This is a genomic window from Methylorubrum sp. B1-46, assembly GCF_021117295.1.
Taxonomy (GTDB): Bacteria; Pseudomonadota; Alphaproteobacteria; order Rhizobiales; family Beijerinckiaceae; genus Methylobacterium.
In genome coordinates this window covers 3693650-3711532 of the sequence record NZ_CP088247.1, presented here as the reverse complement: position 1 = coordinate 3711532, position 17883 = coordinate 3693650, and the positions used below count along the sequence as shown (strand labels likewise).

Genomic DNA, 17883 nt, shown 5'->3' with positions numbered 1-17883 from the left:
GGGCCGCACCGGCACTCTTCCGACGAGCGGGAAACCGCTTGTCGGGACTGTCCGTTGTCAGATGATTTGAGACGCTTTGAGGTGCTCAGGAACGGAGGCTCTGGTCCACCTGGGTTGAGAGGTTAGGCAGCCTGCGCGTAATGGCGCAAGCGGCGATCCATGAGGGTCTGACGCTTGATCCGCGCCCGTTCACGCAAGATCGTCTCGCCGCGGCCGAAGTAGACGTCGGCAGGGGTGAGGTTGCCCAGGCTCTCGTGAGCCCGGAGATGGTTATAGTGCTCGACGAAGGCGGCCACACGCGCCTCGAGTTCGCCGGGCAGGTAAGCGTGTTCGAGTAGAATGCGGTTCTTGAGCGTCTGGTGCCAGCGCTCGATCTTGCCCTGCGTCTGCGGATGGCGCGGGGCACCGCGGATGTGGGTCATACCCTGACTGCCGAGCCAGTCGGCCAGATCACCCGCGACGTAGCTCGATCCGTTGTCGGTGAGCAGCCGTGGCCGATGCGCCACCTGCACATGGTCGAGCCCGGCCGCCGCCAGCGCAAGGTCGAGCGTGGCGGTGACGTCGCCAACCTGCATCGTCGTGCACAGCTTCCACGCCACGATGTAGCGCGAGAAGTCGTCGAGCACGGTCGAGAGGTAGTACCACCCCCATCCCACGACCTTCAGGTAGGTGAAGTCCGTCTGCCAGAGCTGGTTGGGTGCGGTCGTCTTGTCGTGGAACGCATCGGCGGCTTTGACGACGATGTAGGCCGGGCTGGTGATCAGGTCCTGGGCTTTGAGCAGGCGGTAGACGGTTGCCTCCGAGACGAAGTAGCGCCGCTCGTCGGTGAAGCGCACCGCCAGCTCGCGCGGGCTGAGCTCTGGCTCCTCCAGTGCGAGGGCGACGATCTGCTCGCGGATCTCTGTCGGCAGACGGTTCCAGACCCGGCTGGGCCGCGAGGGACGATCCGCCAATGCCTCGGGGCCGCCGCACTGGAAGGCGTCATACCAGCGGTAGAAGGTGGCGCGCGGGATGGCGAGCTTCTCCAGGGTAGCGCGCACCGGCAGGTGAGACTGCTCGACCAACTGGATGATCTCCAGCTTCTCAGAGGCCGGGTACCTCATGCCTCGTCGCCCCCAGCCGCGGTCATGCTTTTTTTCAGCAGGCGGTTCTCCAGGACGAGGTCGGCCACGACTTCCTTCAGCGCACCCGCCTCGCGGCGCAGATCTTGGACCTCATCAGCGGTCGCGGCGCGGGCCGTGTCGCCGGCCAGCCGCTTCTTGCCGGCCTCCAAGAACTCCTTGGACCAGCCGTAGTACATCGAGCTGGCGATGCCCTCACGCCGGCACAGCTCGGCGATGCTGTCTTCACCGCGCAGGCCTTCCAGCACGATGCGGATCTTCTCCTCGGCCGAGAACTGCCGGCGTGTCGCGCGGCGGATGTCCTTGATCACGGCTTCTGCCGGCTTCCGTACCGGCCCGGACGTCTGTTTCATCTTCGCTCCTGGAGGCGACGATGAACCAGCCATCCTCCGTTCGTGAAGACCCTCAGTATGTCTCAGGAGTGCTGACGGCGGACAGTGCTTGAACACGGCGGCCTTGCCGAGGCTCATGAAGAAGCCGAGCACGAACATGATGACGAGGAACGGGGTGAGCCCCAGGCTCGTCGAGAAGCGGATCGGCTCGCGGATTCCCTCGATGATGTAGGTGGTGGGCGGATAGGACAGCATGAAGGTGGACAGGATGCCCACGCCGAAGGTCCAGTAGAGCACCGCCCGGGCGCCGTAGCGGTCGGACAGCACGCCGCCATAGATGCGGAACAGGCTGGCCGGCACCGAGTAGAAGGCCGCCAGCATGCCGGCCGAGGACAGGGACAACCCGTAGGTCGCAACGAGATAGTGCGGCAGCCACAGCGCCAGCGCGACGAAGCCGCCGAAGACGAAGAAGTAATACAGCGAGAAGCGCCAGACCTGGGCGTGGACGAGCACCTTGAACTGGGCCAGGAACGGCTCGCGCGCCGCTTGGGCGTCGGCGGCGCTGCGCGGCTCGTCCCGGGTGAGGAGCAGGAACAGCACCGCGGTGATGGCGAGGCCGGCCGCCCAGACCTCGGCGACGCCGCGCCAGCCCATGGCGACCATGACGAAGGGCGCGAGGAACTTGGTGACGGCGGCGCCGACATTGCCGGCTCCGAAAATGCCGAGCGCGGTGCCCTGCCGTTCCGGCGAGAAGAAGCGCGAAACGTAAGGGACGCCGACGGAGAAGGTGCCCCCGGCCAGCCCGACGACGAGGCCGGCGAGCAGCATCGTCACGTAACTGTCGGCCCAGATCAGAGCGTAGGTGGCAGCCGCCGAGATGAACATGAGCGCGGCGAAGATCTTGCGGCCGCCGTAGCGGTCGGACCACATGCCGAGAAACAGCCGCGATACGGAGCCGGATAGGATCGGGGTGCCGACCAGAAGTCCGAACTGGCTCTCGGACAGCCTCAGCTCTTCCTTGATCCCGATGCCGATGATGGCAAAGATCGTCCAGACCGCGAAGCTGGCCGTGAAGGCCGCGGTGCTTGTCCAGAGAACCTGATTGGCTTTTTCGTCTGTGCCGCTTGGTGACGTGACCAATGTTGCCACCGGCGTTTCTCCGGTTCGGGCTCGCCGAATGGGCGCGTAAGGCAGACGTGTGGAATGGATCTCCGCGAGTATGTTTCGCAGGCACGATGGTTTGGGCGCGCCTTGTTGGCATGAGGCGCCGCTTGCATTGACTTATGCGTATACCACCGTGCGTAGGATCAGTACACCCAGCGATCAAATAGGGTGAATTGTGGGAATGCTAGCCTGTATCGCGCTGATTGTATATAGATCGGATGTTAAAAACGCTATTTGAATGCTGTCGGATGGGCTGGATATGTGGATCGGCCGCGAAGGTGCCGGCCGAAATCGCAGAGCCGTTTCCCGCGGCTCGACCATGACAGGCCTTGCGGGGCGCGCTTTGATCGATCGTAAGATCTGGAGGCGCGAAGGGATGATCGGCGTTCGCGCCGCGCCGATGGCCGCGCGCCTCGCGCCGATCGCGTCCGCGATCGAAGCCCGGTCGCGCGCCGCTTGACGGTCCACCGCCTGGTCGGACTGGCATCCCGGCGGCTTCCCTCCTCGATCGCGGGACGATGGGCTCACCCTTCGGGAAAAGGAATAGATTGCCAGTAACCAAGTCATGAGGACCGCGGCGCATGGCCGGAGATCGGCGAAATCGGTCATTTGCGGGCGGTCACGACCAATTGATGAGCCGCATGCTCGCGCAGAGGCCGCGACAGGCATGGCAGATCGCCGGATGGTGCAGTCTTCGCGGTCGGATTCACGGAGCATAAAGGCGCGTCGCCGTAGCGTGTTTGAGCGAGCCCGTCTCAAATCGGGGAAAAGCCCGGTGGTGCTGAGACCGCGGGGGAAGCGGCATCGACGAAGACCAAGCCTTGAAAGCCTCTCAGCTCATCCCGCATCGTCGGCGCTGTTCAGCAGCAGAAGGTCTGAGGTCTCGGTTCGTCCGTAATGTCGACGGCATTGCCGCGGTTGAACTTTCGCTCGTCATCCTGCCGCTCTTCGTCTTGGTGATGGTGATCATGGAGGCGTCGATCCTCGCCTTCGCCCAGCACCAACTCGACGTCTCGGTCCAGCGGGCGGCGCGCCTCGTCCGGACGGGGGCTTTCCAGGAGGATGCCGGCGCCGATGTCGCGCAGCAGATGCGCGGCCTCCTCTGCGGTTCGGGCCTTCGCTTCTATCAGTGCGACGAGATGCGGTTCGATCTCGTGCGCTCCGCCACCTTCGCCATCAAGCAGATCGCGCCGGCCTACGATGCCAGCCGCGGCGACTGGGCCGCCGGCTTCGGCAGCCAGCTCGATTGCCCGCTGGGCGGGGCCGTCCACGTTCTGCGCGCCGCCGTGCCGATGCTGCGGCCGTTCCGGTTCCTCGATTACACCGGCCAGCGCATGCCCGGCGGCAAGCAGCTCCTCACCTCGACCGCAGTCTTCCGCGCCGAAAACTACGCGGCAGGCGCGTGTCCATGAGGCTGCGCCGTCTGGTCCCGGGGGGGTATCGGCTCCGCCAAGTCCTCGTCCGGGTCGGCCGGGCGCAGGGCGGGGCGAGTGCCGTCGAGTTCGCCTTCATCGCGCCCGTCCTCCTGCTCCTGTTCGTGGCCACGATCGAAATCCCGCGGGCCATCGCCACCAACAATCGTCTTGCCCAGGCCACGATCACGATGGCCGACCTCGCCTCGAAGAGCGATTACGCTGACATCAACGACGTGTTCTCGGCTGCCCAGGTCGTGGCGTCCCCCTACAGTCTGACCGGCATCGGTATCGTGCTGACGGCCGGGGGAGTCTATCAAGCCGGAAACGACTTCGTGGCCAGGGTCTGCTCCAGCGTCCAGCAGGGAGACACGGCCCGCGCCGTCGGCTCCGATATCGGTCCCCCGCCGGCGGGAACGGCGTCGAAGGGGGATCGCTTCGTCATGGCCGAGACGCGGCTGCCCTATCGGCCGCTGTTCTCCTTCTTCCCGTTCCTCAACGATTTGACGTTCACCGCAAAGACCGTGTGGCCGGTGCGTGAGGGCATCGCGAAGAACGGGCAGGTCGAAGTCGTCCTGCCGGGCGGAAATCCCTGTCCGGCGTGATCCCGTCCCGAGGCTTGAAGCCCGCTTTCCGGGAGCCGGCGGCAGGCTTGCCCGTGTTCGAGCTCGGCCCATCGCCGCATTCGGCAAGACGTCGATCAGGCGCGGTCATTGTCAATTGTGCGTAAACCGTACCGTCACTGCCTCGCCGATGCCAAGTATGACCTATTAACTCGGGAAAATTACTCAGGGGATGGGGTGCGACGGGAGACGGGGCAAAAGTCACGATGGTGACGCGTGAGGCGAAGACGAAACCAATCGGGTGGAAAAAGCCTCTGTCGCGCCTGTCTCGCGAGAATGACGGCTCGGTTGCGGTGATCTTCGGGCTGGCGGCCTCCGTCCTGATCGGCCTGGTCGGCGGCGCGATCGACTATGCCAAGGTCGTCTCCGCCCGCACGCATCTCCAGAGCGCGGTCGATGCCGGCGTCCTGGCCGGCGGCAATGCCCTCAAGCTGGTCGTCTCGAGCACCGAATCCATCGTCGGCTTGACGACCCAGACGATCCAGGCCGAGGCGAAAGCCGGTCCCGACGCTCCGGTCGCGATCGAGGTCAGCGTCGCCGCCGACAAGACGAGCGTCGAGGCGCGCGCCGAACAGGTCATCAAGCTCACCTTCGGGACGTTCGTCGGCGTGGCGTCGATGCCGGTCTCCGCGCGGGCGCGGGCGAGCGTCGTCGGCCGGATGCGTCTGTGCATGCTGGCGCTCGACCCCGCGGCCTCCGGCGCGTTCAACCTGGAGCGCAACGCACAGGTCACGGCCTACGATTGCGCCCTCTACTCGAACTCCACCAGCAACTCGGGGATGGTCGGCCGCGACGGCGCGCTGGCGCGGGCCCAGACGATCTGCTCCGCAGGCGGGTTCAAGGACGACCGGGCGAATTTCACGCCCAACCCGCAGACGAGCTGCCCCGTCATCCAGGATCCGCTCCGAAACCGCCCTGCCCCGCCGGTCGGCGACTGCGTGAACCTTCCCGAAATCCTCCGCCTCGCCGATGCGCTGACGGGCAAGAGCAAGGGGAGCAACGTCGTCGCGGAGTCGGTCACGCTCGATCCCGGCACCTATTGCGGGGGCCTGCACATCACCAAGAACGCGGTCGTCACCCTGCGGCCGGGCATCTACGTCATGAAGGACGGCCCGCTCATCGTCGACAAGAAGGCGACGATGACGGGCAAGGATGTCGGCTTCTACTTCAACGGGAACAACGGCGGCCTGCTCTTCGACAAGAAGACCACGGTCGAATTGTCGGCGCCGACGACGGGCGTGATGGCCGGCCTTCTGATGGCCGAGGACCCCACCGTCACCCTGCCGATCGATCCGGCCCTGTCCGTCGATCTGCTCGTCGGCGAGGTGATCACGCCGACGCCCCCGCCGCTCAGTGCGACCAAGCCGATGCGGACCTACCGCATCATCAGCGACAACGCCCGCACTATGCTTGGGACCATCTATCTGCCCGCCGGCCGGCTCGTGATCGATTCGAAGCGGCCGGTGGCGGATCTCTCCGCCTACACCGTCGTCGTGGCTCAGCAGATCAACCTCTACGAGGGCCCGAACCTCTACCTCAACGCGGATTACAACCGTTCGAGCGTTCCGATCCCGCAGGGGGTCGGCCCGATCTCGGGGCGGCTCGTCATCAGCCAGTGACACGCGCGGCTCATCCCGCGCGCCCCTTCCCGCGAGACCCCCTCCGTGCGTAGCCCGTTCACGAACCCGATCCGCTCGCTGTCCGGTCGGCTCGCGCTCGCCGTGGCCAGCGCGGTGGCGATCGCCCTCCTTCTCCTCACCGGCCTGTCGACCTGGCGCGAGGTCGATCGCTACGCCGCGGCCAAGCGCGAAGCCCTGCGGATGACCGCGCAGATCCTGGCCGCGAGCGCCGCGCAGGCGACGGCCCAGGGTGACGAGGGGGCGGCGCAGAGCACCCTGCGGGCGATCGCCCACGGGCAGGCCCTGGTCTACGCCGCGGTCGAGCGGATCGAGGGCGGCATCCTCGCCGAACAGGGCATCGGCCTGCGGCTCTCGGACGACATCGACCTCGATCGGGACTCCGTCTCGCCTCTCGATCTCATGTCGACGCGGACGCTGCGCGTCTCGGTACCGATCCTGGAGAACGCCCGCCCGATCGGGCGCGTCGTCCTGGTCTCGGACAACCGCGACCTGGCTGAGCGCATCACCGAGGTCGGCCTCACGGCCGCGCTCGCCGGGCTGCTCGCCCTGGCGCTCGGGCTCGCCGTCTCGCTGGGGCTGCAGCGCAGCGTCACCCGTCCGCTGGCGGCGCTCGCCCGGACGATGGACGGGGTGCGTCTCGGCCACGACTATTCCCGGCGCGCCGAGACCGGCAGCGGCGAGGTCGGCGCGCTGGCCGAGAGCTTCAACGACCTCCTGCGGGCCGTGAACGAGCGCGACCGGGCGATCGCGCGCCACAATGCGGGCCTGGAGGAGGAGATCCGGCTGCGCACCCACGACTTGATCGAGGCCAAGCAATCCGCCGACGAGGCCAACGCGGCCAAATCCGTCTTCCTCGCCACGATGAGCCACGAGATCCGCACGCCGATGAACGGCATGCTGGTGATGGCCGAACTTCTCGCCTCGGCCGATCTGCCGCCGCGCCAGAAGCGCTACGCCAATGTCATCGCCCGCTCCGGCCAGTCCCTCCTCGCCATCATCAACGACATCCTCGATTTCGCGAAGGTGGAGGCCGGCCGCCTGGAGGTGGAACGCATCCCGCTGAGCCCGCGCGATGTCGCCGACACCGTCGTGACCCTGTTTGCCGAACGCGCGGCGTCGGCGGGGCTCGACCTCGCGGCGCAGATCGACGGCGACGTGCCGCGCACCCTCCTCGGCGATCCGGTGCGGCTCGGGCAGGTGCTCGGCAATTTCGTCTCGAACGCTCTCAAGTTCACCGCGGCCGGCCATGTCCTGGTGCGGATGGAGATGGAGCGGGAGGCCTCCGGTCCGGTCCTGCGCATCGCCGTATCCGACACCGGCATCGGCATCCCGCAGGACCGGCTGGCCGGGATCTTCACCGCCTTCACCCAGGCCGACCAGTCGATCGCCCGCCGCTTCGGCGGCACCGGGCTGGGGCTGTCGATCGCCGAGCGCCTGATCGGCGCCATGGGCGGCCGCGTCGGCGTCGAGAGCCGTGTCGGCGAGGGCTCGACATTCTGGGCGCGCATCCCGGTGGAGGGCGCGGAAGGGGCCGAGGCACCGGTCCGCCGCGCGCCCGCCGTGCCCGCCGCCATCCGCTTCGGTGCGGTCGCCGCCGCGACGCAGGCCGCGCTCGCGGCCGATCTTCGGGCCGCCGGCTTCCATCCCGCACGATCCGGAGACGCTCACTGGATCGTCGAGGCGTCCGAGCTGCTGGCAAACGGCTGTCGCCCCGAGGGCGCGGGCCGCGTCGTCGCGCTGGTGCCGATCGGCGACACGTCCGGTTCCGGGCTCGTGCGAGCCGGCCTCGCCGATGCCGTGCTGCGCCGTCCCCTCGCCCAGGCCGAATGGCGCCCGCTGCTGGCCGCCCTGTCCCAGGGCGCGCCGCTGGCCGTCGAGGCTCCGGGGGCGGATGCGGGCGCGGCGGCCGCCCTGCCCTCCTTCGCCGGAGCGCGGGTGCTGATCGCCGACGACAGCGCCGTCAACCGCGAGGTCGCGGCCGAGGCGCTCGGCCGCTTCGGCATCCACGACATCGTCTGTGTCGAGGATGGTGGGGCTGCGGTGGAGGCCGCCGCCGCGGGCCGCTTCGATCTCGTCCTGATGGATGGCAGCATGCCCGTGCTGGACGGCTTCAGCGCCGCCGCCGCCATCCGCGCTCGCGAGGCGCGGGACGGGACAGGGCGCGTGCCGATCGTGGCGCTGACCGCCCACGTCGTCGGCGACGGCTCCGAATCCTGGCAGGCGGCCGGGATGGACGGCATGCTCGCCAAGCCGTTCACCCTGGCGCAGCTCGGCGCGCTGCTGGCGCATCACCTTTCGGCGGCCGGGGGCGATCCGGGAACGGTCGTGCCGGAGGCGCCCACGCTGGCGGCGTCAGACGATGCGCTGCTCGACGAGCCGACGATTGCCAATCTGGAGGAACTGGGCGACCGGGACTTCCTCGAGCGCATCCTCCGGCTCTACCTCGCCCAGGCACCCCAAACGCTCCTGGACCTCGAAGACGCGCTGGCCCGCGCCGACGCGCCGGCCGCGGCCCGCGCCGCCCACGGTCTCAAGTCGATGAGCGCCAATATCGGTGCGGTGCAGGTGAAGGACCGCGCGGGCGCGATCGAGCGGGAGGCGCGCGACGGCCGCTTGGACGGCCTCGCCGACGCGGCGTCCGACCTGGACGACCTGCTTGCCCGCACCGTAAGCGCGCTCCGTCTCCGCTTCGGCGTGCCGGCTGAGGAGAGTGGCGAGGAGACCCCTCGCAGGCTCGGGATCGGCTGAGGGTCGCACGGCTGGGACGGGCTGCGGTCCGGTTACCTTCCCGGCGCCGGCCTCTGTCCCGGCTCGCCGATAAGGCCGCACGCGCCGAAGCCGAAACGCGATCTCACACGATTCTCAGTTGATCGCTTCGCTCTCACCAGCCGCCGTCATCGCGAGGCGGAGCCGAAGCGATCCAGGGCGCGACATTTCCGGCATGGTCGCGCCCTGGATCGCCATGGCTTCGCCTCGCAAAGACGGGTGAAGGTCCGGACGCAATCGAGCCGACGCCCTTTGGCCTGCCACCGGCTGCGCGGACCCAGGCGAATGAGACCGGCGCGCAGAGCGCTCGGCGACGCACCCGCCCTGAGAGCGCGTTTCTCTTCAGGCAGCCTGCGTCGCCGCGGCGGACTCGCGGCCGAGATCGAGAAACGTCTGGACGGCGCTCCAGCGACTCAGGAACACCTCGACGATGCGCGGGTCGAAGTGGGAGCCGGCATTCTCCTGAAGATGGGCGCGGGCGCGCTCCGGCGACCACGCCTGCTTGTAGGGACGCGCGGTCGTCAGCGCGTCGAAGACGTCGGCCACCGCGACGATGCGGCCGGCGAGCGGGATGGCCTCGCCCTTCAGGCCGTAGGGGTAGCCGGTCCCGTCCCAGCGTTCGTGGTGGCTTCCCGCGATCTCGGCGGCGAGCCGCATGACCGGCGATTCGCTGCCGCTCAGGATGCGCCGGCCCCGGTCGGCGTGCTGCTCCATCTCCCGGCGCTCCTCGGGCGTGAGGGCGCCCGGCTTGAGCAGGATGGCGTCCGGCACGGCGATCTTGCCGACATCGTGCATGGTCGCGGCCAGGCAGATCTGCCGGGTGTCGGCGGCGGACAGGCCCATCGCCTCGGCGATCAGCCCGACATAGGCGGAGACCCGCGCGATATGGTCACCGGTGTCGGAATCCCGGTGCTCGGCGGCGCGCATGAGGGTCGAAACGATCTCGCGCTCGCGCTCCTCGACCATCGCCACTGCCGCCGCGATCTCGCGGGCGAGCTGCGCGGCGTGATCGCGTTGCGCCCGGTGGGCCTCGGAGAGGGCGAGCAGGTTCGTGACGCGGGCACGGATCTCGACCGCGTCGGCGGGCTTGGTGAGGAAGTCGGTGGCGCCCGCCTCCAGCGCCTCGCGGCGCAGGCTGCGCTGGTCGTGACTCGTGACCATGACCGTGGGCACGATGGCGAGGCCGGGGACGCGCCGCACCGCCCGGATGAACTCGATGCCGTTCATGCCCGGCATCTCGTAATCGGTGATGACGACGCCGATCTCGCAGGCACGGCTCTCGGCAAAGGCGAGCGCCTCCGCCGGCACGGTGAAGGCGTGCGGCACGCATCCGGCGAGCGGCCGCAGGGAGGCCACCATCACCAGGTTGTTCATCTCGGCGTCGTCGAGGACGAGAGCGAGCATCGAGCGGTGTCCCAGGCCTGTTCGGTCCCCCGTGCCCAGCCGAGTGCTTTGACGGCAACCCTACGGTGGACAGAGCCACTAACGCCGCTCTCCCTTGCCGAAACGTGAAGGCGGCTCCGCTTCTGCAGGGGAAGGCTGCCAAATCACGCATCAAAGTTAGCAAAAGATGGTTCCGGTTCGGGCCCTCAGCGCGACAGGAACAGCGGGACCGGACAGCTCCGCAGCAGCGAGCGCGTCACGCCGCCGAAGAAGAACTGGCGCGTGCGCGAATGGCGGTAGGCGCCCATCACGATCATGTCGGCCCGGAACAGGCCGGCCTGCGACCGCAGGGTGTCCCCGATCGAGCCGGAGACGGGCAGGTCGTTGACGATGACGTTCACCCCGTGCCGGGCGAGATGAGGCGCGAACTCGGCACCGGGCACGGCGTCGCGGATCTCCGCCGCGTTGCCGACGGTGACGATCTCCACCGCCTCGGCGGCGCGCAGGAGCGGCATCGCGTCGTTGGCGGCCCGCGCCGCCGGGGCGCTGCCGTCCCAGGCGACGATGATCCGGCGGCCGGCGAAGACGGCGTGTCCCGGCGGGACCGCGATGACCGGGCGGCCGCTCTCGAACAGGGTGGCTTCGAGCGCCTCGCGGTCGAGGTCGCAGGTCCAGATCCCGGCATCCAGGATCGCCAGATCGTGCAGGCGCGCCTGTTCCGCCAACCGGCGGATGACGGCCGGATAGGGCAGGCTCGGCGTCTCCGTGGTGCAGACGACGCCCGCCAGCCGCGCATCGCCCGCGGCGCGCTCCGCGATGGCGCGGGCCAGGGCGCCGAGGCGGCGGTCGATTTCCGCGACGCTGCCGTCGTCGAAGCCGCTGATCCAGCGGTCGTCACCGGAGAGGCGCCAGGAGGCCGATTGAAGGGTCAGGTGGGCGCCCGCGGCCTTCGCCAGCGTCAGGCCGTAACCGATGGCCGACGAGGCCGTCTCGCCCTCGTTCTCGACCGCGATGCCGATGAGGACGTCGCGGATGCCCGCGAGCGCGGACGAGGCCTTCTGGGACATGGCTGGGACTCCGATCTGAAGCGCTCCATCGTTGAATGGGCCGGAACCGGTCGGCCTTGATCCAGCGCAAGGGCGAACCGCGATCCGGGACCGGCTCGCTCCGCTGGCGCGTGCCGTCATCGCCAGTGCCTATTCACATAGCAAAAGTTGTGCTGAGACAATCTTTATCTGACATGGATGGCCGATTCTCCGCATATGGCGCCTTTCCATGCAAGCAAGAATTGCGTAAATTTTATCGATGAGCCTTCTGTTTTCATGGGTGATGAACGGAAGTGCTGACAGTACTTTATCAAATGACACGATTGGCTTTGGCTTCGTGTGGCAATGAGCTTTATGTTCCGTGCAGCGACTTCCGGGATGGAATCGATGACGCTCCCTCTTGCAGCGTCCGGTACGGCTCAGGTTGGCGACGAGGGGCTGACCGTCGAGGATTTCCGTCAGACCCTTCATGAGGTCGGCGTCTGCCTCTGGTCTCTGGATATCCCGACCGGCCGCGTCAGCGCCTCGCAGGGCTGTGCCTGCCTCTTCGGTGTCCCATCCGACCGACTGACGAGCTTCGCTGCCACCCAGGACCTGGTGCATCCGGACGATCGCCGCGCCCGCGCCGAGGCCATCGAGAGCGTGCTGCGGGCCGGCGGCAGCTACGAGGTCGATTACCGCGTCAGGCCGCCGAACGGGCGGGGCGGCTGGCTGCGCTCGCGGGGGCAGGTGCATCTCGATGCCGAGGGGCGGCCCCGTCGGCATCGGGGCGTCGTCTTCAGCATCGATGAGCAGAAGCAGGTGGAGGCGGAACTGCGCGCCCGCGAGGCGCATCTGCGCTCAATACTCGACACCGTGCCGGAGGCGATGGTGGTCATCGACGAGGCGGGCGTGATCCACTCCTTCAATCCGGCGGCCGAGCGACTGTTCGGCTACGCGGCCGACGAGGCGATCGGGCAGGATGTCGGCCTCCTGATGCCGGAATCGATGCGGGACCAGCACGATGCCGATCTCGCGCGCTATCGGCAGACGCGTCAGCGCCGCGTCGTCGGCACCACGCGGCAGGTGACGGGCCGGAGGCGCGACGGATCGACGTTTCCGATGGAGATGGCCATCGGCGAGATGAGTTCGGGAGAGCAGGTCTTCTTCACCGGCTTCATCAGCGATCTCACCGAGCAGCGGCGGACCGAGGCGCGGCTCCAGGAACTCCAGTCCGAACTGGGACACGTCTCCCGCCTGAGCGCCATGGGCGAGATGGCGACGACGCTCGCCCACGAACTGAACCAGCCGCTCGGCGCCATCAGCAACTATACCAACGGCTGCCGTCGCCTGCTGGCTCAGCCCGACCCCGAGACGATCGCCAGGGCGCAGGAGGTTCTCGACAAGGCGTCCCAGCAGGCGCTGCGGGCCAGGCAGATCATCTCCCGCCTGCGCGAGTTCGTCGCCCGCGGCGAGACCGAGAAGCGGGTCGAGCCGGTGGCGATGATGATCGAGGAGGCCGGCGCCCTGACCCTGCCGGGTGCCGGCGAGCAGGGGATCACGGCGCGCGTCGTGCTCGATCCGCGGGTCGGATCGGTGCTGGCCGACCGGGTGCAGGTGCAGCAGGTTTTGGTCAACCTGCTGCGCAACGCCCGCGAGGCGATGCAGAGCAGCAGCCGGCGCGAGCTGGCGGTCGAGACGCGGCGGGTCTCGCCGGAATGGGCCGAGATCGCGGTGTCGGATACCGGCACCGGCATTGCGGAGGAGGTGGCGGACCGTTTGTTCCAGCCCTTCGTCACCACCAAGGCCGCCGGGATGGGCGTCGGGCTCTCGATCTGCCGCACCATCGTCGAGGCGCATGGCGGCCGCCTCTGGGCCGAGGGCAATGCCGCCGGTGGCGCGACCTTCCGCCTGACGCTGCCCATCGCGCCCGAGGGAGAACCGTGATCGATGGCGCCTGCTCTCGCTCCCGCCCCCGTTCCCGCTCCAGCCCTTGTGCACGTGGTGGACGACGACCCTGCCATGCGGGACTCGGTCGCCTTCCTCCTCGACACGGCCGGCTTCGACGTGCGGCTCTACGAGGCAGGCGCGGTGCTGCTGAAGCGGCTCGCGCCGGCGGTCAGCGGCTGCATCCTGACCGATATCCGCATGCCCGGCCTCGACGGGCTGGAGCTGTTCCGCCGCCTGCGGTCGGCCGGCCACACGCATCCCGTCGTGATGATGACGGGGCACGGCGATGTGCCGCTCGCGGTGCAGGCGATGAAGCTCGGCGCCTGCGACTTCATCGAGAAGCCGTTCGACGGCGAGGCGCTGCACGCCGCCCTGGAGCGCGGCGGCCATAGCGGGACGGCCGACCCGACCCTTCAGGAATTCGTCCGGCGGCGGTCGACGCTGAGCGAACGAGAGCGTCAGGTTCTCGATCATCTGGTGGCCGGCGGCACCAGCAAGGAGATCGGACGCATGCTCGACATCTCTCCGCGAACCGTCGAGATTTACCGGGCCAAGGTCATGGCCAAGACGCGGGCGGGGAACCTGCAGGAACTGGTGCGCTGGGCAGTGCTGGCCGGTTGCGCGTAAGAGTCCCTCGCAAAGCTCCCGGCCACCGTCGTTCTTCTCCCGGCAACAACGGCGCGACGGGAGTTTTTCCCGAGAGACAGTCAGGCCGACTTGAGGTCGATCAAGGTGGACGGTGGGGCGGCGCCCATGATGGGGGCTCGACCCGCGTGATTCTCGCAGCCCCTCGGGCCGACCGATGCCGCTGTCTCTCCCAAGCCTCATCTACGTCGTGGACGACGACCCGGCCGTCCTGCACTCGACCTGCTTTCTCCTGGAGTGCGCGGGGCACCGGGCTGCGGCCTTCCCCAGCGGGGAGGCGTTGCTGACCGCCTTTCCCGGACCGAGCCCGGCTTTCGTGCTGCTCGATCAGGTCATGCCGGGCATGGACGGCATCGAGGTGTTCGGCCGCCTGCGGGACCTCGATGCCCGCGTGCCCGTCATCCTGATCACCGGGCATCCCAACCCGTCCATTCGCACGAGGGCCCGCGCGGTCGGGATTGCCCTGGTCGAGAAGCCGCTTGCCCTCGAGGATCTTCCGGGGCTGATCGCCGCCGGGAAGCGCTCGGGAGCAGCCATGGTCGACTGAGGCACAGCCCGCTGCGGGACTTCGCGGGCGCAGCGGCTTGCGCGGATCGGCCCAGGGCGCAACGTGGGGGGACACGGCGTGCGCCTTCCCTGATCCGGCTGATCGCGGAAGCTGACAGGCGGCGCGGCGCAGGGCGTTGATCTTGCGCAACCCATCCCGAGCGAGGTGCGGTCGCGCTCGGATTCTCCGGCGGAAGCGGGATGTCTCGTATCACCGCACCGGATAGGGCGCGCCCGGGATTGCGGCGGCGCAGGCTTACGGAGCAACGTCCGAGCCGAGCTCCTTCTGCACCTCTACGTAGTTGTGCGTAAGGGAAGCCACTTAAGAGAGTGCCCTGAATATCGTCGGCACGAGCGCGGGGCCACTCTTGCTCCATCGAGACGGACGAGGAGCGAACCGATGGGCATCAAAGCGACGCCGAGATCGACCCCTGCCGCCGCGCGCTCGCGCACGCCGCGGAGCATCCACGCGAGCGACCATCGAACCGGCCTCTTCGCCGATTGTCCCGACCTCATCGGCACGCCCTTCTCCTATGCCCGCGAGGAAGAGATCTACGGCGAGGGCGAGGAGGCCGAGTTCGTCTACCGTGTCGTCGAGGGGGCGGTGCGCTCCCACAAGGTGCTGAGCGACGGCCGGCGCCAGATCACCGGTTTCCACTTGGCCGGCAGCCTGTTCGGCTTCGAGCAGGGCGATGTCCACTGGCACACGGCGGAGGCCCTCTCGGACACAAGGGTGCTGATCTTCCAGCGCCGCCCGATCGAGCGGGCCGCCACCCGCAGCGCCGAGGTCGCCTGTCAGCTCTGGAGCATGGCCACGGCCAACCTGCGCGATGCCCAGGATCTGACGCTCCTGCTCGGTCGCCGTTCCGCCCAGGAACGCCTCGCCGCCTTCCTGATCGAGGTCGACGGACGCTTCGGCCGCACCGGGACTTTCGCCCTGCCGATGACCCGGCGCGACATCGCCGATTATCTCGGCCTCACCATCGAGACCGTGTCCCGGACCTTCTCGCAACTCGAAGAGGAGGGCGCGCTGCGGCGCGCGGGCGGCCGGCAGATCACCCTCCACCGGGCTCGCCTGCGCCACGTGGTCGAGGCCTGAGCGGCCCGGCGGCGTTTTCGGACGCCGCCGCGGCGGTCAATGAGCAAGGAACAGCGGCACCGGCGGGCGTGTCAGGAGGGCGTGCGTCACGCCGCCGAGGAACCACTCCTTCAGGCGCGAATGCCGGTAGGCGCCCATCACCAGCATCTCTGCCCTGAACAGGCCGACCTGCCGTCTCAGGGTCTCCGCGGCATCGCCCTCGACCGGCACATTGGTCACCGACACGGTCACGCCGTGGCGGGCGAGGTGCGGCGCGAACTCGGCGCCCGCGACCGTGGTCGAGAGATCCTTCTCGCCGACCACCGACACGATCTCGACCGCCTCGGCCGCGCGCAGGAACGGCAGCGCGTCATTGGCAGCCCGCGCGGCCTGGGCGCTGCCGTCCCAGGCTACGACGATCCGGCGGGCCGAGAACACGTCGCAGCCGGCGGGCACCACGAGGAGCGGCCGCCCGCTCCCGAACAGGACCCCGTCGATCAGGTCGCGGTCGAGATCGACCTCCCGCGCCTCGGCGTCCAGAATGGTCAGATCGCTGAGACGGGCGCGGGCGGTGAGCCGTCCGACGAGCTCCGGATAGACCAGCGCGGGCACCTCGATCGAGCAGGTCACACCCTCCAGCGTGGCCTCTGTCGCGGCGCGCTCGGCGATCGCCCGCGCACGGGCGCTGAGGCGCCGGTTCTCCTGTGCGACCAGATCGTTGACGAAGCCCCATCCCGAGCCGCCGACGAGGGTCAGGCGGCGGGCGGCCGATTGGACGGTGAGGTGGGCGCCGCTCATCCCGGCGAGCGATAGGGCGAGCCCGAGCGCACTCGCCGTCTCGTCGCCGCGGCCCTCTTCGGTCAGCCCGACGAGGATGTCGCGCAGGCCCGCGAGGGGGGCGGGCGGTGGGTTCGGCATTGTCTTCCTCCGAGGCGAGAACGGCCGGGAGAGTGCCGCACCGACGGCGGGTCGCCTTGATCCAGCGCAAGTCCGGCCTTCTGCGGCGAAGGTGGGGGAAGACCGGCGGAGGAGGCCGTCTTTCGCTGCGTCCGGCCCGGTCCTGCGGAGCCTCGATCCCTCGCTCGATCCTTCGGGCCGGCGATGCTGCCGCGGGTCGGCGCTTGCAGCCTTGAGGTGGATCAAGGCACCGCGTGCCGGGCGCGCCAGGATGCTCCTGTCATCCAAGGACGGGAGCGAACGATGAGTGTGGTGCTTCAATCCATCGACATCGAGACGGTGCGCATCGTGCGGGTTCCGGCCGGATCGGAGCCCCGCGACGAGGCGGCTTCCAGGCCCGGCGCCGGGCTTGCCGGTCCGTCCGCGGCGCGCGTCGTCACGAACATCGCACGCTACCACACCATCCCCAGCCTGCAGGCGCTCGCCCTGGCCGCTCTGGCCTCGGCGGTGACACCGGCGCTGATCTGGCTGGTGCTCTGACTCGTCGAGATCGTGTAGCGAGGAGGCGGGAGATGGACGACGTCACCGTGCGCCAGCACGTCCTCGACGAGCTGGAACTCGCGCCGATGATCGATGCGGCACAGATCGGGGTCGCGGTCGAGAACGGCATCGTGACCCTTAGCGGGCATGTGCGGAACTACGCCGAGAAGGGGATCGTCGAGCGGGTCGCCCTCCGGGTTCGCGGCGTCCGTGCCGTGGTCGAGCAGATCGAGGTCCGCTATCCGGACAATCCGCGGATCGGCGACGAGGCGCTGGCCGACCGCTGCGCGCGGGTGCTGGAATGGGACGTGCAGATCCCGGAGCGATCCGTCTCGCTCAAGGTCGAGCGCGGGTGCGTCACGCTCCAGGGCAGCGTGCCGCACTACTATCAGAAGGCGGCCGTGGACAAAGCCCTGCGCCGCCTCGCCGGCGTCACCGACATCGTCAACCTCATCGCCGTGACGCCGCCGGCCGAGGCCACCGAGGTCGAGGCCCGGATCCGCGCGGCGCTGAAGCGGAGCGCGAAGGCGCCCGACACGATTCGGGTCCGAGTCGAGGGCGGCAAGGTGATCCTCGACGGCTGCGTCGATGTCTGGCGCGAGCGTGAACTGGCCGAGCGGGCGGCGTGGTCGGTCCCCGGCGTGTCCGCGGTCGAGGACCGTCTGACGCTCGCCTGAGAGGACGCGCCGAGGCCGGCCCTCGCGATGCCTTGAGGTTCGATCCCCGGCGGCGAAGCAGGAGGCCGGCCGGACCGTGGCCCG

General features: G+C 68.8%; 15 protein-coding genes and 1 pseudogene. 11 read left to right on the top strand and 5 right to left on the bottom strand.

The annotated features are described in order from the left end of the window. Positions 1–122: 122 nt before the first annotated feature. A protein-coding gene (locus LPC10_RS17195) for an IS3 family transposase (protein ID WP_231345814.1) occupies positions 123–1474 on the bottom strand; the annotation gives its coding sequence in 2 pieces (ribosomal slippage) (positions 123–1136 and positions 1139–1474; 1350 coding nt in all). 78 nt (positions 1475–1552) lie between these two features. Further along, positions 1553–2593 (bottom strand): annotated as a pseudogene (locus tag LPC10_RS17190) (nitrate/nitrite transporter); the annotation flags it as partial. Positions 2594–2855: 262 nt separating this feature from the next. Here LPC10_RS17190 and LPC10_RS17185 point away from each other — a divergent pair. The 5 genes from LPC10_RS17185 to LPC10_RS17165 all read left to right on the top strand — a co-directional run bounded on the left by LPC10_RS17185 (position 2856) and on the right by LPC10_RS17165 (position 9040). Further along, positions 2856–3077, top strand: a complete 222-nt coding sequence (locus LPC10_RS17185) for a hypothetical protein (RefSeq protein WP_231343658.1) — start codon at positions 2856–2858, stop codon at positions 3075–3077. A gap of 361 nt (positions 3078–3438) precedes the next feature. Further along, positions 3439–4029 (top strand): TadE/TadG family type IV pilus assembly protein, encoded by a 591-nt coding sequence (locus LPC10_RS17180; protein WP_231343657.1) that lies wholly within the window; start codon positions 3439–3441, stop codon positions 4027–4029. After that, positions 4026–4634, top strand: coding sequence for a TadE/TadG family type IV pilus assembly protein (locus LPC10_RS17175; protein WP_231343656.1), 609 nt, complete (start codon positions 4026–4028; stop codon positions 4632–4634). The genes LPC10_RS17180 and LPC10_RS17175 overlap by 4 nt, the downstream gene beginning before the upstream one ends. A 224-nt stretch (positions 4635–4858) precedes the next feature. Next, complete coding sequence (locus LPC10_RS17170; RefSeq protein ID WP_370644503.1) at positions 4859–6271, top strand: TadE/TadG family type IV pilus assembly protein; 1413 nt, start codon at positions 4859–4861, stop codon at positions 6269–6271. A gap of 45 nt (positions 6272–6316) precedes the next feature. Then, positions 6317–9040 (top strand): ATP-binding protein, encoded by a 2724-nt coding sequence (locus tag LPC10_RS17165; RefSeq protein WP_231343654.1) that lies wholly within the window; start codon positions 6317–6319, stop codon positions 9038–9040. A gap of 360 nt (positions 9041–9400) precedes the next feature. On the opposite strand, the gene LPC10_RS17160 is transcribed toward LPC10_RS17165, so the two are convergent. Together LPC10_RS17160 and LPC10_RS17155 are read right to left on the bottom strand one after the other, a co-directional pair. Further along, the gene (locus LPC10_RS17160; protein ID WP_231343653.1) at positions 9401–10462 is read right to left on the bottom strand and encodes an HD domain-containing phosphohydrolase; all 1062 of its coding nucleotides are present in this window, start codon (positions 10460–10462) and stop codon (positions 9401–9403) included. Between the two features lie 185 nt (positions 10463–10647). Further along, entirely contained in the window at positions 10648–11508 is an 861-nt protein-coding gene (locus LPC10_RS17155) for a universal stress protein (protein ID WP_231343652.1), read from the bottom strand. A 366-nt stretch (positions 11509–11874) separates the two neighbouring features. Here LPC10_RS17155 and LPC10_RS17150 point away from each other — a divergent pair, with 366 nt between their 5' ends. The 4 genes from LPC10_RS17150 (at position 11875) to LPC10_RS17135 (ending at position 15706) form a co-directional block, all read left to right on the top strand. Then, positions 11875–13413: a PAS domain-containing sensor histidine kinase gene (locus tag LPC10_RS17150; RefSeq protein WP_231343651.1), complete on the top strand. Its 1539-nt coding sequence runs from the start codon at positions 11875–11877 to the stop codon at positions 13411–13413. Positions 13414–13416: 3 nt separating this feature from the next. After that, complete coding sequence (gene fixJ, locus LPC10_RS17145; RefSeq protein WP_231343650.1) at positions 13417–14043, top strand: response regulator FixJ; 627 nt, start codon at positions 13417–13419, stop codon at positions 14041–14043. Between the two features lie 175 nt (positions 14044–14218). Next, positions 14219–14608 (top strand): response regulator transcription factor, encoded by a 390-nt coding sequence (locus LPC10_RS17140; protein ID WP_231343649.1) that lies wholly within the window; start codon positions 14219–14221, stop codon positions 14606–14608. A gap of 399 nt (positions 14609–15007) precedes the next feature. Beyond that, positions 15008–15706, top strand: coding sequence for a helix-turn-helix domain-containing protein (locus tag LPC10_RS17135; protein ID WP_231343648.1), 699 nt, complete (start codon positions 15008–15010; stop codon positions 15704–15706). 36 nt (positions 15707–15742) lie between these two features. On the opposite strand, the gene LPC10_RS17130 is transcribed toward LPC10_RS17135, so the two are convergent. Beyond that, positions 15743–16603 (bottom strand): universal stress protein, encoded by an 861-nt coding sequence (locus LPC10_RS17130; protein ID WP_231343647.1) that lies wholly within the window; start codon positions 16601–16603, stop codon positions 15743–15745. Positions 16604–16885: 282 nt separating this feature from the next. Between LPC10_RS17130 and LPC10_RS17125 the strand changes: the two genes are divergently transcribed. Both LPC10_RS17125 and LPC10_RS17120 read left to right on the top strand, forming a co-directional pair. Beyond that, positions 16886–17122 (top strand): hypothetical protein, encoded by a 237-nt coding sequence (locus tag LPC10_RS17125; RefSeq protein ID WP_231343646.1) that lies wholly within the window; start codon positions 16886–16888, stop codon positions 17120–17122. A 32-nt stretch (positions 17123–17154) separates the two neighbouring features. Beyond that, positions 17155–17799 carry a BON domain-containing protein gene (locus LPC10_RS17120; RefSeq protein ID WP_231343645.1) on the top strand — a complete coding sequence of 215 codons (645 nt, stop codon included), beginning with the start codon at positions 17155–17157 and terminating at the stop codon, positions 17797–17799. The last annotated feature ends 84 nt before the right edge of the window (positions 17800–17883 follow it).

Coding starts and splice junctions, on each gene's coding strand:
- LPC10_RS17185 (WP_231343658.1), top strand. CDS start 2,856: ATGCTGTCGGATGGGCTGGATATGTGGATCGGCCGCGAAGGTGCCGGC.
- LPC10_RS17175 (WP_231343656.1), top strand. CDS start 4,026: ATGAGGCTGCGCCGTCTGGTCCCGGGGGGGTATCGGCTCCGCCAAGTC.
- LPC10_RS17170 (WP_370644503.1), top strand. CDS start 4,859: ATGGTGACGCGTGAGGCGAAGACGAAACCAATCGGGTGGAAAAAGCCT.
- LPC10_RS17160 (WP_231343653.1), bottom strand. CDS start 10,462: ATGCTCGCTCTCGTCCTCGACGACGCCGAGATGAACAACCTGGTGATG.
- LPC10_RS17155 (WP_231343652.1), bottom strand. CDS start 11,508: ATGTCCCAGAAGGCCTCGTCCGCGCTCGCGGGCATCCGCGACGTCCTC.
- LPC10_RS17150 (WP_231343651.1), top strand. CDS start 11,875: ATGACGCTCCCTCTTGCAGCGTCCGGTACGGCTCAGGTTGGCGACGAG.
- fixJ (WP_231343650.1), top strand. CDS start 13,417: ATGGCGCCTGCTCTCGCTCCCGCCCCCGTTCCCGCTCCAGCCCTTGTG.
- LPC10_RS17140 (WP_231343649.1), top strand. CDS start 14,219: ATGCCGCTGTCTCTCCCAAGCCTCATCTACGTCGTGGACGACGACCCG.
- LPC10_RS17135 (WP_231343648.1), top strand. CDS start 15,008: ATGGGCATCAAAGCGACGCCGAGATCGACCCCTGCCGCCGCGCGCTCG.
- LPC10_RS17130 (WP_231343647.1), bottom strand. CDS start 16,603: ATGCCGAACCCACCGCCCGCCCCCCTCGCGGGCCTGCGCGACATCCTC.
- LPC10_RS17125 (WP_231343646.1), top strand. CDS start 16,886: ATGAGTGTGGTGCTTCAATCCATCGACATCGAGACGGTGCGCATCGTG.
- LPC10_RS17120 (WP_231343645.1), top strand. CDS start 17,155: ATGGACGACGTCACCGTGCGCCAGCACGTCCTCGACGAGCTGGAACTC.